General features: G+C 63.8%; 14 protein-coding genes and 1 riboswitch. Of the genes, 8 read left to right on the forward strand and 6 right to left on the reverse strand.

Annotated features, from left to right (window positions below):
• The first annotated feature begins 7 nt into the window (after window positions 1–7).
• The 3 genes from GY769_18395 to GY769_18405 all read left to right on the forward strand — a co-directional run bounded on the left by GY769_18395 (window position 8) and on the right by GY769_18405 (window position 5,035).
• A complete protein-coding gene (locus GY769_18395) occupies window positions 8–2,788 on the forward strand; it encodes a protein kinase (GenBank protein ID MCP4203891.1) in 2,781 nt (926 codons plus the stop codon).
• A 68-nt stretch (window positions 2,789–2,856) separates the two neighbouring features.
• Complete coding sequence (locus tag GY769_18400; protein MCP4203892.1) at window positions 2,857–3,252, forward strand: hypothetical protein; 396 nt, start codon at window positions 2,857–2,859, stop codon at window positions 3,250–3,252.
• 328 nt (window positions 3,253–3,580) lie between these two features.
• Window positions 3,581–5,035 (forward strand): GMC family oxidoreductase, encoded by a 1,455-nt coding sequence (locus tag GY769_18405; GenBank protein ID MCP4203893.1) that lies wholly within the window; start codon window positions 3,581–3,583, stop codon window positions 5,033–5,035.
• A gap of 136 nt (window positions 5,036–5,171) precedes the next feature.
• Here GY769_18405 and GY769_18410 read toward each other — a convergent pair whose 3' ends face one another.
• Complete coding sequence (locus GY769_18410; protein ID MCP4203894.1) at window positions 5,172–5,693, reverse strand: GNAT family N-acetyltransferase; 522 nt, start codon at window positions 5,691–5,693, stop codon at window positions 5,172–5,174.
• 226 nt (window positions 5,694–5,919) lie between these two features.
• On the opposite strand from GY769_18410, the gene GY769_18415 reads away from it, so the two are divergent.
• Together GY769_18415 and GY769_18420 are read left to right on the forward strand one after the other, a co-directional pair.
• A complete protein-coding gene (locus GY769_18415) occupies window positions 5,920–6,150 on the forward strand; it encodes a type II toxin-antitoxin system VapB family antitoxin (GenBank protein ID MCP4203895.1) in 231 nt (76 codons plus the stop codon).
• Window positions 6,137–6,526 (forward strand): PIN domain-containing protein, encoded by a 390-nt coding sequence (locus tag GY769_18420; GenBank protein ID MCP4203896.1) that lies wholly within the window; start codon window positions 6,137–6,139, stop codon window positions 6,524–6,526. The genes GY769_18415 and GY769_18420 overlap by 14 nt, the downstream gene beginning before the upstream one ends.
• Here GY769_18420 and GY769_18425 read toward each other — a convergent pair.
• Window positions 6,523–7,647 carry a hypothetical protein gene (locus tag GY769_18425; protein MCP4203897.1) on the reverse strand — a complete coding sequence of 375 codons (1,125 nt, stop codon included), beginning with the start codon at window positions 7,645–7,647 and terminating at the stop codon, window positions 6,523–6,525. The genes GY769_18420 and GY769_18425 overlap by 4 nt on opposite strands.
• A gap of 110 nt (window positions 7,648–7,757) precedes the next feature.
• Window positions 7,758–7,979: a hypothetical protein gene (locus GY769_18430; protein MCP4203898.1), complete on the reverse strand. Its 222-nt coding sequence runs from the start codon at window positions 7,977–7,979 to the stop codon at window positions 7,758–7,760.
• Window positions 7,980–8,433: 454 nt separating this feature from the next.
• Between GY769_18430 and GY769_18435 the strand changes: the two genes are divergently transcribed.
• On the forward strand, window positions 8,434–9,246 hold the full coding sequence (locus tag GY769_18435; protein ID MCP4203899.1) for a hypothetical protein: 813 nt from the start codon (window positions 8,434–8,436) through the stop codon (window positions 9,244–9,246).
• 383 nt (window positions 9,247–9,629) lie between these two features.
• Here the strand turns inward: GY769_18435 and GY769_18440 are convergent, their stop codons facing one another.
• Entirely contained in the window at window positions 9,630–11,057 is a 1,428-nt protein-coding gene (locus GY769_18440) for a DUF1566 domain-containing protein (GenBank protein MCP4203900.1), read from the reverse strand.
• 21 nt (window positions 11,058–11,078) lie between these two features.
• Window positions 11,079–11,161: riboswitch (cyclic di-GMP riboswitch) on the reverse strand.
• A gap of 97 nt (window positions 11,162–11,258) precedes the next feature.
• Here GY769_18440 and GY769_18445 point away from each other — a divergent pair.
• On the forward strand, window positions 11,259–11,411 hold the full coding sequence (locus GY769_18445) for a hypothetical protein (protein ID MCP4203901.1): 153 nt from the start codon (window positions 11,259–11,261) through the stop codon (window positions 11,409–11,411).
• Window positions 11,412–11,513: 102 nt separating this feature from the next.
• Entirely contained in the window at window positions 11,514–11,693 is a 180-nt protein-coding gene (locus GY769_18450; protein ID MCP4203902.1) for a hypothetical protein, read from the forward strand.
• A 345-nt stretch (window positions 11,694–12,038) separates the two neighbouring features.
• Here the strand turns inward: GY769_18450 and GY769_18455 are convergent, their stop codons facing one another.
• Window positions 12,039–12,572, reverse strand: coding sequence for a hypothetical protein (locus tag GY769_18455; GenBank protein MCP4203903.1), 534 nt, complete (start codon window positions 12,570–12,572; stop codon window positions 12,039–12,041).
• 150 nt (window positions 12,573–12,722) lie between these two features.
• Window positions 12,723–12,977 (reverse strand): hypothetical protein, encoded by a 255-nt coding sequence (locus GY769_18460; GenBank protein MCP4203904.1) that lies wholly within the window; start codon window positions 12,975–12,977, stop codon window positions 12,723–12,725.
• Window positions 12,978–13,028 lie beyond the last annotated feature (51 nt).

The raw sequence follows: 13,028 nt of genomic DNA on the forward strand, positions 1-13,028 counted from the left end.
GAATCAGATGGACCCTCACAGCTGGTCCCGGATCCGGGAACTCTTCGCCGCCGCCGTCCTCCTCGATCCCGAGGAGAGATCGGCGTTTCTAAACGACAACTGCGGCGAAGATGCCGCGCTGCGCCGCGAGGTCGAATCGCTTCTCGACCACGACCTCGAAGCGGGCGACCACGGCGACGCGATCGGCGAAGCGGTGCGAGCGGAGGCGCGCGGCGTCGCCGGTACCGGCGACGGCAGGGGCACCCAGACCGCGCCCGCCCCCGACCCGCTCGTCGGCCAGCGCGTCGGCCAGATCCGGGTACTCCAGCTCCTGGGCCGGGGCGGGATGGGCAAAGTCTACGTGGGCTTTGACGAGACCCTGCAGCGTCGCGTGGCGCTCAAGGCCATTCGCGCCCGGCACCGCCTCGCCGCCGGCTCCCGGGCCCGCTTCCTACGCGAAGCCCGCATCCTGTCCCAGCTCGAGCATCCCAACATCTGCCGCATCCACAACTACATCGAAGGCGACGAGAGCGACTTCCTGGTCCTCGAGCTGATCGAGGGAGGCGATCTGGCCGAGGCCATCGCCGAGGGGCTGGAGCCGGCTCAGAAGATGAAAGTGGCGATCCAGATCGCCGCCGTGCTCGAAGCGGCGCACGGCCAGGGCGTCGTTCACCGCGACCTCAAACCGCAGAACGTCATGGTCACGCCCGAGGGCGAAGCCAAGGTGCTCGACTTCGGACTGGCGCGCTCGGGCGAGCCCGCGCCCAGCGAATCGACCGGCCCCGAACCGACCGGGCCCGAACCGCCGGAACTCGACGCGCCCGAGCCCGTCGCGGCACCGGACGGCCGGACCCTCGCCATCCCGGACGAATCCTCGGCCGACACGGCACTGATGCCGGAGCTCGGCGGCCCCGAGGCCGGCCGGGAACCGAGCGTTCGGACCCGGCGCGGCCAGCTCGTCGGCACGCCCGTCTTCATGAGCCCCGAGCAGGCGAGCGGCGAGGAGGTCACCACCGCCAGCGACATGTACTCGTTCGCGCTCCTACTGCAGGCGCTCTTCACCGGCGCCTCTCCCTACCCCGCCGGCCTCGACTCGGTCGAGATCCTCAGCCGCGCCCGCCGGGCCGAAACGCTTCCCGCCACCGGCGTCGACAAGGACCTGGCGGCTCTCATCGGGCGCATGAAGTCCGCCGCACCGGCGGCCAGACCGACGGCGGTCGAGGCCCTCGAGCGCTTGCGCTGGGTCCGCGGCAAGCCCAAGCGCCGCCTGCGCCGACTGATCGCCGCCGCCGTCCTGGCGTTGCTCGCGCTGGGCGGCGCCAAGTACACCTTCGATCTCAAGGTGGCGCGCGACGAGGCCACTCGGCGCCGCGACCAGGCGGAGGACTTGATCGGCTTCATGATCGGCGACCTGCGCTCCAAGCTTGCGCCGGTCAATCGGCTCGAGGTGCTCGACACCATCGGTGACAAGGCGCTCGACTACTTCGCGGCCGTCCCGGCGGCCGAGCTGACTTCGAAAGAGCTACTGTTTCGTTCTCAGACCCTCTCCCAGATCGGCCAGGTGCGAATGGACCAGGGCGATCTCGCCGCCGCACTGGAAGCCTTCAATGAGTCCCTGGGTCTCGCCCGGGACCTGACCGAGCGCGAGCCGGACAACGGTGACTGGCTGGCCTGGCTGGGAGCCGCGCACTTCTGGGTCGGTTTCGTGGACTGGAAGCGCAGCGATCTGGAGGGTGCGCTGGGGAGCTATCGAGCGTACCTGGACGTCTCGCGCGAGCTCGTGGAACGCGACCCGGAGAACCTCGACTGGCAGCTCGAGCTCTCCTACGCTCACAACAACATCGGCTCGGTGCTGAGCGCCGCGGGGAATCTCGCCGCCGCGGCTGACGAGTTTCGATCTTCCGTGGACATCAAGCGCCGGCTGGTCAGCGAACAGCCCGAGAACCGCCAGTGGCAGACGGACCTTGCCGGGAGCCATGTCTGGCTCGGTCGGGCGCTACTTTCGAGTGGAGACCTCGAGGGCGCCCTGCATGAATACCAAGCCAACCTCGAGATCCTGCAAGAGCTGGTGGCGGCGGAACCGGCCAACACCCGCCGGCAGTGGCTGCTCGGCATCGCGCACGAAAAGATCGGATGGGTTCTGGAGATAACGGGCCGGTTGGACGAGGCCCTGCCCAGGTATGAGGAGTACTTTGAGATCAACCAGGCTCTCGTCGAGCACGACGGTGAGAACTCGACCTGGCAACGCGAGCTGGCGGTCGCTCATACCCGGGTCGGCAACGCGCTCGTAGACCTCGGAGAGTCGAAGCAAGGGCAGGAACGCCTCCGAGCCGCGGAAGCGATCTTAGAGCGCCTGATCGCCATCGACGCTAGCAACACCAACTGGAAGTGGGAGCTGGCGCACGCCCGCACAGGTCTCGCCAATGTTCTTTGGCAACGGGGCCTTGCCAAGGAAGCTCTGCAGAAAGCAGCGGAGGCCACGGAAATCTCCAGGGCCATCCTGGAGGACAATCCGGGTGACTCGACCATGCCGAGGCTCTATAGCCACAGTCTCTTGGCACTCGGAGAGGTTCATCTTCAACTGGAGCGCGGTGACGAGGCCGCGGCAGCGTTCTCGCGTGCCCTCGAAGCTATCGAACGCGCAAACGGCGAGTCGTCCGATCCACAGCACGGCGCGACCCGAGCCCAGGCCTTGCTGCGGCTCGGTCGGATCGAGGAAGCGAGGCCCATCGTCGCCAAGCTGCACAGGCAAGGCTTCCGCCGCCGAGCGTTCGAGCGTCTGTGCCGTGACATGGGGGTGTGGCCATGAACTAGCTCTCCGGGGCCCGACTCACCGACGCAAGTCAAGAACCTGAATTAACAGAAGGAGGAACTCAGATGACAGAGCAACCAGCAGACATCACACTCTATGCCGCAATCGAACCCACCGGGGATTACGAGATCTTCGAGATCAAGCTGTTCTCCGACTACGCGGGGAGCCAGCCAACCAAGGGCGACATCCAGGTTCCCATGGGAGGGGCGGTTCTTCGTTTCAAGAAGGTAGCAGCTCAGGTAGTGTGGCCGTGGCGGTTTCACGATCTCACCATCCACCCGATGGGGCCGGAAACCGACCGGCTCGATCTCAAGTGGAGAGTGAGCCCCGCTGACGTTGTTGTGAAGCACGAAGAGGCGACGGTGAAGCGCACCTATAGCTACACCCTCTCGGTCGAGTTCGCCGGAAGTTACTTCTATCTCGATCCCCAGATGGTGGATGTCGGCGGCGGTCAGAAGTAGGCGACGGACACCCGGCGCCTGACTGAACAAGCGGGGGCGGGACTCTGCCGAAACGAGTGTCCGCCTCCGCCGGGAAAAGCGGTGACAGAGTACTCATCCCGGCATTGACCTCCGAAGCCGAGAGCAAAGACCCCCCTCTATGGGGCAGCGCTTTCGCCGGCGTGGCGACTTCTCGTTCGAGGTGCCTCGAATTTGGGTAGAGCGACGACTGAGTCGCAACCGAGACATCTGAGCCCACGGCCCTACCCTCACAAGTGGTGCGGCGCTCGGGAAGCCAGCCATAGGCTGGACTCCAGACGGCCAACCCTGCCCGATGGAGGACAAGCGCATGGCAATCACACGACGGGAGTTCCTCGCCGGCGCGGGCGCACTGGCGGCATCGACCCTTGCCTGCCCTCGGCATCCGGAGCCCTGGGACGTCTGCGTCATCGGGTCCGGATTCGCCGGCATGCACCTGGCGCTCCGCACTGCCGACGCGGGGCTCAACACCATCATCGTGGAAGCGGGCCCGAGACCCGAGACGGACTCCGGAGAGGATCTCCGCGGTGATCTGTTCGCCTATCGCAACAGCGGGGAGGTGCAGTACCCGCTCAACTCGACGCGCGCCATCGGGGTCGGAGGAACCAGCAGGCTCTGGGGCGGCGTTTCGACGAGACTCTGGCCCAGCGACTTTCGGATGCGGACGAACCACGGGTTGTGGACCAACTGGCCGATCAGCTACGAAGACCTCGTCCCCTACTACTGCGAGGCCGAACAGCTCCTGAGCGTGCGGGGCGGTGACGTGGTGCCGGCGGCCGAGCCCCCGCGGGAGTGCCCCTACCCCGTGCCCCTCCGCCAGCCCCCCGGCAACCCAGACGTACGGGTCGAAGGTGCGCCTCGCCCGTTCTTTCGAGTGCCCCGGTCCAGAAGAAGCGGGCGCCCGGTCCGGCTGGCGCAGGACGAACTCTCCAGATTCGAGGCCCACCCTCTGGGTACCCTGCTACCGGGTCTCCAGGTCACGCGCATCGTCACCCAGGACGGCGCCACCGTGGACCACCTCGAGGCACGGCCCATCACGGGCGGAGATGTGCGGAAGATCTCCGCACGCTACTTCGTGGTGGCCGCCGGAGCCATCGAAAGCGCGAGACTCCTCCTACTGTCGCGCTCGCCGGACGGGGAAGGTCTCGGCAACCGGCACGGTCAGGTCGGGCGCTACTTCGCGGTCCACCCGAGCCTTCAGATTCGCCTCGTCCCGTCCAGGCCCATCAATGTCACGCATGGCAGCTACAGGACCTATGCCCTCAACGATCTCTACCGCAAGCAGGGACTCAACGCCGCACACTACCAATTGGACGTCTTGGACTCCGACAGGCTCCGGTGGCGCGTGCAGCCGGAGATCGAGCCCCAGGCCGAAAACCGCGTGGCGCTCGGCGACAGCGCCACGGACTCGAGGGGCCTGCCCCTGCCGGATCTCAGACTTACCTATTCCGACCGCGACCAGCGCACGTTCCAGCGCTGCAGAGCCTTCGTGGCCGAGACCAGAGCGGACCTGCGCGCTGTCGAAGGCAGCGGACGCGAGAAGTTCCCCTGGTGGCGGTCACATACGTCCGGAACCTGTCGCATGGGGTCCGACCCGACATCCGGTGTGGTAGACGCCAACAACCTCGTCTTCGGCACGCGTAACCTCTTTGTCTCAGGCGGCGCCACCTTCCCGAATGCCGGCACGGCCAATCCCGTGAGTACCATCGTTGCCCTCACCCTCCGTCTCGGGGATCACATCCGCGGCCTGGCCGCGCGCGGCTAGCCCGCCCTTCAGCCGGGACCGCCGAGCCGTAGCGGTAGACGTCCGCTTCGGAGGCTCTAACGGCCCTCAACTCGGCACAACTCTTGATCCTGCTGACGGATTCGTATCGTGGTTTCACACTGAGGAGCACGCCACTTCAAGGGCTAGCAAGCGCTGACTCAGTGAGTAGGTACACATGGCTGTCGCGACCGCCATCGTCGGGCCTCGATCCCACCCGCACACCGCCGACCTTTTCCACGGCCCGCTGCGAGCGCAGGTTCTGTGGAGCGGCAAGCCAGACAACGCCACTCACAAACCGAAACGCATGCCGCAACATGAGGCGCGTCAGCTCCCCGTTATAGATTCCTCCCCAGTGCGACCGAGCCAGGAATATCCAACCGATTTCCACTTCATCTCGGTCCTCGTCGTAGTCATGGAAGCGCGCAGACCCAATTACGCGCTGAGCTTTGGCATCGATAACGATCAGCGCTCCGCCTGACGCCAGGGACTCACGGAAGAACGCCCGGAAGCTCGTTTCTTCGTGGCGGTTCTTGACCGGGTGCTGCTCCCAGATCAGTGGGTCGGCGGCGACCGCATAGAGGCTGTCGTAGTCCTTGGCGCGAAGCGGTCTGAGTTCGACGAGGTCGCCTTTCAGAGTCGGTTGATAGTCGAATGGCACTCTCCGGCTCCTTCCGCCGGCTCCACTCGGCGCTGAGGTATCTCAGCTCGGCGCAGTACGAGGCGTGGACGGTAAGTCATCCCTTGGTTCTGTCAGCATTCTACCGCGAAGAGCCTGACAAGACATGCTCGGAGCGCGCGAACTCTGGCAGGAGCCGGGCCGTTCGAATGGCATGAGCCTTCCAACTTCGCTTGACCGGAGTCGAGCCGGATTACACAATATACACATGAAACGTACAAATCTTGTGCTTCCCGAGGACGTTCTCGAAGAGACCCTGCGCCTGAGCGGCGAGCGCACCTACTCGAAAGCAGTCACCAGGGCGCTCGAGGATTTCGTGCGGCGGGCGAAAGCCAGGAAAATCCTCGAGCTGCGCGGCTCCGGGCTGTGGCGAGGCGAGCTGGCGGAGATGAGGGGCGACCAGCCGAAAGCCAAACGGGCCGAACGTGCTTCTTCTTGACACCTCGATCTGGGTCGAGGTGTTCCGCAAGCGACGGCCCCTGGATCTCGAAGCTCACCTCGACTTCGAGGAAGTCGTGACCTGCCTGCCGGTCATCCAGGAAGTGCTCCAGGGCTTCGACGACCAGCGAGCCTTCCGATTGGCCCGGGAAGCCATGCTGTCGCTGCCCATGGTCGAATCGTCTCTCGAGGCGAGCATCTTTGAAGAAGCCGTCGGGCTCTATCGCTCGGCGAGACGGCTCGGGCTCACGGTGCGCTCCGGCACGGACTGCCTGATTGCCGCGTGCGCCCTGCGGAACTCGCTGGCTGTCGTCCACCGGGACCGGGACTTCGACGCCCTGGCCCAGGTCGCGCCACTCGAGACCGTGTCTCTCTAGGGCCGGTCTCGGCCCGCGCCAGACTTCCCGCTCGCGAGCACCCGCCGTCTGATCTCGCGCGCCACGATCCGATTGAAGTGTTCCGTGGGGTGGGAGCTCTCGGGGTCGATGTAGCGAGCGGGAGTCGCCGAGCCCCACTCCCGAGAACTCCGAGAACCGCGGGAGCCGCGATCCCCCGCCACGACGTCCTTCGACCAGATGTAGGGCACGCCGTTCCCCTCGAGCCAGCGGCGCAGAAACTCCTCTCGCCAATCGCTGCCACCGAACAAGGGGTTGTCCGACGGGCGCTCGCCGTGAAACACGAGAAAGACGAATCCGAGGTCGCGTCGCCTCAGCTCTCCGAGAGTCGCTGACAGAATCCCCTCGCTGACCTCGATCTTGCGCTGGCGCTGCCAAGCCTCTCGGCGAAGCGTCCGAGAGAGCCACGCCGGCAACAGGTCGCTGAAGACGGCTCTTCGATAGAGATAAGACACCGCGCGCGGCGGATGATCCGCGACGAACGCCTCGGCACTCTCATAGATCGGCGTCGGCTCCAACTCCAATGCGCCGTCGACGACCTCAAAGCGAGGCTTCTGGCCAATGCGAATCGAAAGCGCGCTGCGGGCGAGATCGTAGGGAAAGAGGCTGAAGACCACGAAGGGATCATCGAAGAGCTCGACCGTGTTCCGGAGCAGAAGCAAGGACTGGTCGACTCCGTAGCCACCGACGCCGTAGTTGAGCAGGTAGTTCTCTTCGCTGAACTCACGATCCCGATTGAGGATGTCCTCGAAGCAGGCGACGTCCCCGGCGCACTCGGCGAACGAGTCGCCGTAAAGCAGAACCGGCCGGCGCCCCGCGAGTCGGGCCGAGTCCCGGTGACGCAAGTCCGCTCTCGAGAACTTCCCCACCCAGCCCAAAACCGGGTGCGGGCGCCGAGGCGGCTTGGACTCTCCATCCAGCAGCAGATGGAGCTTCCAATGGAGGTCCTCGGAGAAGTAGTCCGCATAAAGCGCCGGGTCCTTGAGTTTCCGAAACCGCTCGCCGTCGCTGAGGAGCGCGGCCCGATAGCCCAGCTCCGCGACGACCAGAGCGACGAGAACAGACGTTGCCAGCAGCAGAAGGCGGGCCGATCTGCCTTTCATCGCGCGGGAAGGCGCTTCCTTTCGGACCTGGGCCGAATCGGGGCCGGCATGCACGGCGGAGATTCTACCGGCCGACCCGTCGCGGGCCGATCTCAGCCGGATTCCCTCTACTATCGAGCCTTGCGTATCAGATAGGCACGGGTGCCCATGAAGACCGCGCTGACCAAGAAACAGCCGGCGGCAAGACCGGCCATCACGAGCTGGGCCTCGCTCATTTGCCCCCAGTACCTGAACATCAGGACAACGCAGCCCCCGAGCCATAAACTCGCCAGAAGAGACGCCAGACAAGCGGCTTTCAGATTGTCCTGCTGCTCCAGGTCGCGAGTTCGCATCGACCAGATCGCGCCCGTGAGAAGGACCGCTCCTGCCGCAAGGTTCAAACCTAGTTCAAAGTTGATCATGCTCGAACCCGACCAGTGCTTCGGCTTGGCTTCGCTCTTTCACCCTGCACCTGAACCCACTGGAGCTCCATTGAGCCGCCTCTATCTATTTACATTGCCGCCGGATCACGAAACCTGACAAAAAGCACGACGCTCCACCCGTCCGCGTTTCCGGAACCACCCGCTCGGGTGGGTCCGCACGCCGCCGCCGGCAAAGGCCCCGCCAAAGCGGTGACAGGATACTCATTCAGGTCTTGATTTCCGGAGCCGAGGAAAGAGACCGATTCGTCCGTGACGCTCCAGGTCTGGGGCTCTGAACGGTCCCAGGCGCATCCTCTTGCTGTTGCCGTCACCGTCCCCGATCGTCGTGTACTATCTGACTCAAATTCGAACAGAGGAGGCTCCCATGCACAGATCTGACTCACTGAAACGCCTTGGCATAGCAATGGTGCTGAGCGCACTGGCCTTCCCCGGCCTCAGCCAAGCGCAAGACGCTTGGGGCACGGCTAAGATCGTCCTACAAGCGAACGGGTTGCGCGCCAAAGACGTCGGCGGGAGCCTCTGCATCGCACTCGATCCTTCCGACCAGTTGATCAATGTAGACAACGTCACCATTGGTTGCACGGTGACCGCCTCTCGCAACGGACGCAAGGTGAAGGGAGCGTCTTTTGAGGTCAGCGTGTGGGCGGGTTCGGACGGAGAAGTCTGCGACAGCACTGAGTTGGTGGATGATGTCGTCTGGACTGACGTCTCCAAAACGAAGCGCCCCGGGACGGCGGAGTTCACGCCGCCAGGGGAGCTTATATTCGAAGAATTTGATTTTACCGACGATGATCCAGATTGGTTCCTAATCGAGATCGAGGGAAGGAAGAATAAGAAGGTAGGTAAGGTCACTGGGGAATGCACGATGCACGCTGGCCCGGACTGCGTCCAGGGACCAGGCGTTGTATGCCTCGAGGGGCCGAACGGGGACATCATGGCCGAGGTGCCAGGCTTCGAAGTCTTTCAGGCCGACAACGACAGCGCTATCCTCTTTAAGGGCTCGACGGACGTGCTCCTCGACGTTATGGACGACTGCATAGAAGTTGGCGGTTTCTTCGTGGATGTAACCACGAGGGGCGGCCCCGCGCCCTTTACGCTCATGCTCACCGACATGGACACCGGCGACATGGTGACTCTGACCGAGCCGGGGACGAAGTTTCTAGGGAGCTGCCGCTAGGATAGTCCCCGCCAGGGACCGTTGTAGTCAACGAGCAGCATCGCCCCTTTTCCGGGTCCTGGGCTGGCGTGCCGCCCGGCTCCGACCGGCACGCGGATATCGCTCTCGATTTCGCGAAGCTGAGTCTTCCACCAAGCTATTGCATCGCGGACTAGGTCAAGGGCCGGCATGCCTTCCCATGGCGTTCGATCTGATGTGAGGCTTTCAAGCGAAAAGCGGTGACAGGATACTCATTCAGGTCTTGATTTCCGGAGCCGAGGGGAGAGGCCGATCCGTCCGGGCACGCCAGGTCTCGAGCTCTGAGCATTCCCAGGCGCGTTCTCTTGTCGTTGCGCTTCACTAGCGAATGCGCCCGCCGGCGGAATGAGTGTCCTTTCACCGTTTCACTCTCCACCACGCATCGGGCCTCGAACCGGCCAAACGGCGCTTTCAACCCACTTGACATGGGAGCCAATCGAAGCGACGTTGACGTTCGCTGTCCTCGCTTTGTCCGGGACCCAGGGGACGGTTTCCATCGTCCAGTAGCTTGACCGCAGAGGTCCCGCCCAGGGGTACTCCGAGTAGCAGTTGACCTCGGCATCGGCCGTTCCATTGCCCATGATCTCGGGCGGGTCCTCACAGTCCTCGTTGAAAAGCGCTTTGAATTCTTCCGCAGTCGCGAGGCGCCAGTCTCCGGGTCGGGAGCCGTCCGTCAAGCCGCAGTCACCATCTCCCGGATAGCCCGTTGCGCCATCCCAGAAAGCCGCGGCGGCCTCGTTGGCACTCTGGTAAAGCATTCTCTCGAAGCAGTCCGCATCCTCGAGCCAGATCAGCCCCGTAGCCGTGTCCGTCACAGTGCCGTTGCCGCAGCTTACGAATCTGTGGGTGTCGCTGTAACACGGTGGATCCGGATCGATGCCAACCAACGGTCCTCTGAAGGTCGTGGTTCCGGTGTCGCGATGGATCGTCAGCCAGGGGCCGGACTCCCATCGTTGAAAGCGGCCCCAGATCTCCAGCGTGTTGCTGATCTGTCCGTCGTACCGAATCACCATCCCGTAGGTGCCGTCGTCGTCCTCGGCCAGGAGAATCTCCGAGCTTTGGTTGGCGGACGGCTCGTCCGGGGCCAGTAACAGGCTCCCGATCGCTGGCCTGCCGACCACGTGAACGTCCGCTAGCGGCGTGGCGGTCCCAACTACGAGAGCCCCTTCCGTAACCAGTGAGACCGTTGGGATAACCGGCGGCTCAAGGGCGAGCACCGATGGCCCCGCAGTCGAAGCCTCCGCTTCGACCGCGACTCTCGACGCCGCGGCGCTGGTCGCAGGAGGGGTAGCCCCAGAGAGAGGGCCCCCGCTCTCCGGCTCCGGAGCCCGATCAGGCGGACCATCGTGCTGTTCCAGGTAACGCTGCACCAATGCCAGAGCCTGCTCGAATTCCACCTCGCTCGGGCCCGATGCCACCTCGAACAAGCTCGGAGCCGACCACCCAGTGTTCGCGTTCTCGCCGGTAGCGCGGACAGTCCAGGCGTACTGTCCGCCCCGCTCCAGGCAGCGGGCGAGTGAGGGTGTCCAGCTAGAAACCGAACCCGCGAAGCTCTGCCGCAGCACTGGCTCTGCCTCCTCGCCCCCGTCGCCCAGCCGGTAGACGACCAGCTCGTACGAGCGAGCCCCGGCGACGGAACCCCAGCTGAAGGTCGGACACGTGTCGCCGATCATCGAGCCCGTCGGACTCCCCGGCGACACCGCCACGGGGTGTGGCGCGGAAGCTCCAGCCGCCTGTACCGAGACCAGTAGCAGGATCCCGAAGAAGACCCCATCCAGTGTCGTCCGTCTCATGACTCCACCTCCTCAGTGCCCTTCGGCAGCTCGGCGGTCTGGAGGTGGGTCTCGGACCCGTGGCTTTGCGTCGCCGTCTTTCGGCGGCTTTGCCGTTTTCGGGGCTGGTTCCCCTTCTACACCCGCAGCATGCCGGACGCGCCACCCGGAGGGGCGGGCAGACGCTGTGGCCTCCCGCGAGGCTCGGCCCTTCGCGGGGGATTGGACGGCCTCCGGTGGAAGGACGTCGACCTCGACGCCGGCATCCTGACTCTCGAGGACTCCAAGACCGCCTCCCAGCGCCGAGTGATCGGCCAGGCGGCGGTCGACCTCCTCCGCGAGGCCAAAGCCAAGTCAGCCCGCCGAGAAGATTGAGCCGCAAAGCGGTGACAGGATACTCATTACGGTTTCGATCTCGGAAGCCGAGAGCAGAAACCGATTTGTCCGTGGCGGTTTCACGACCTCACCATCCACCCGATGAGGCCGGAAACCGACCGGCTCGATCTCAAGTGGAGAGTGAGCCCCGGCGACGTTGTCGTGAAGCACGAAGAGGCGACAGTGAAGCGCACCTACAGCTACACCCTCTCGGTCGAGTTTCTTGGGGTCTACTACTATCTCGACCCCCAGATGGTCGATGTCGGAGACGGCACCTTATAGGCAACGGGCGCATCCGCTTCAGTGGAATCTTGAGCAGAGGCCTGGCTTCATCCAGGACCCACCATGGCGGCGAGGCGATATGGAGACCAATGAACGCATCGTTGGAATCCCACACGAAGTGCTCATCAACGTCTGTCGGTATCTCTGCACTAACTCCGGCATGCTGAAACTCCCGCAGACGCCATTCACCGACTAAGCGAGTCCGCTCCAGCCGGCCGCAGTTTAGTGCACCGTCGTAGTCGTCCTCGCAGGCCCCGCAACCTGTAACTGAACCGAGAATCGCCAGACTCAAGAACAGAATGGTCAGAAGTGTCCCCTGACCAAACTGGCTTTCGGGTGTTGACATCAACCGATTCGTCGCTGTGTCACCTGATCTACACAGCCTCTCTCATTGCCGATTGGCGGGGTCCCTGGCGGTGCCGGTGGCGTAGGTTCGTAGCTCGGAATCCCGGCCTCCCAACTGTCCTTGGGCTTCCGCGCCGCAGCACCGATCTGACGCGCGGTGAGACCTCCGATACATACACCTTGAGTGATTCCCTCAATAACGCCACCAGTCCTGGGATTCGTGTCCCACTTGCCACCAAGTCCAATACCTTCGTTCCAGTCTTTAGCCTCGTTCGGCAACGCAATTTGATTCGACTCTAGGATGTGCTTCGCCCAGGTGCCGCAGTTATTCGTACCGAGCTTGTACGTCCCGATGTCGCCACTCAGTGGCGATTTGTTGTTGATGTTGCGCGACGCAATGGCCACTCGATACAAGCGCTCCTGTACATCCTGCGTGACGCCCAAAGGCACAATCTGCGACTGAAGAGCCCCTCCCTCGAGTCCTTGGAAGGTCCTCTGGTCAAATTTGTCGCTGTAGCCAATGAACGAACCCATCGTGCAGACTGTCCCACCCAGGTCGTTGCTCGAGTCCTGAGCGCCGCCCACCTCTCGAACCTTCCACGGGTGAAAGGAGAACGTCTCGGCTTCAGGGTTGGGGTTACGGGGAGGCTCCTCTTGCTTTCCAAGGTCTCGGACCAACCTCCGTCACTTCCCCGGATCCTCGAGTCCCTGGCCGTCGAACGCGAGGAACACGTGGCCTACCTTGGGATAGCGTTCTCGTAACCAGTCCTTATTGAACTCCCGATACACCAGATAGACCTCTTTCCCCATCGGGTCCACATTGTTGAAGGGGTCGCTTAGCCCGTACTGATAGAGGCTCGGTGCGTCCTGGTACTCCTTAGAATCAACTGAGATAAACCGCCCGATCTCGGGGTCGTAGTAGCGGTTCCGTAAGTACACCAAGCCGATACTCCGGCATCACATCAAGCAAGACATCCCGGAGGGCGTTGA

The organism is bacterium (assembly GCA_024224155.1).
GTDB lineage: Bacteria > Acidobacteriota > Thermoanaerobaculia > Multivoradales > JAHEKO01 > CALZIK01.

Coding starts and splice junctions, on each gene's coding strand:
- GY769_18425 (MCP4203897.1), bottom strand. CDS start 7,647: ATGAAAGGCAGATCGGCCCGCCTTCTGCTGCTGGCAACGTCTGTTCTC.
- GY769_18435 (MCP4203899.1), top strand. CDS start 8,434: ATGCACAGATCTGACTCACTGAAACGCCTTGGCATAGCAATGGTGCTG.
- GY769_18430 (MCP4203898.1), bottom strand. CDS start 7,979: ATGCGAACTCGCGACCTGGAGCAGCAGGACAATCTGAAAGCCGCTTGT.
- GY769_18405 (MCP4203893.1), top strand. CDS start 3,581: ATGGCAATCACACGACGGGAGTTCCTCGCCGGCGCGGGCGCACTGGCG.
- GY769_18440 (MCP4203900.1), bottom strand. CDS start 11,057: ATGAGACGGACGACACTGGATGGGGTCTTCTTCGGGATCCTGCTACTG.
- GY769_18395 (MCP4203891.1), top strand. CDS start 8: ATGGACCCTCACAGCTGGTCCCGGATCCGGGAACTCTTCGCCGCCGCC.
- GY769_18415 (MCP4203895.1), top strand. CDS start 5,920: ATGAAACGTACAAATCTTGTGCTTCCCGAGGACGTTCTCGAAGAGACC.
- GY769_18455 (MCP4203903.1), bottom strand. CDS start 12,572: ATGGGTTCGTTCATTGGCTACAGCGACAAATTTGACCAGAGGACCTTC.
- GY769_18450 (MCP4203902.1), top strand. CDS start 11,514: ATGAGGCCGGAAACCGACCGGCTCGATCTCAAGTGGAGAGTGAGCCCC.
- GY769_18400 (MCP4203892.1), top strand. CDS start 2,857: ATGACAGAGCAACCAGCAGACATCACACTCTATGCCGCAATCGAACCC.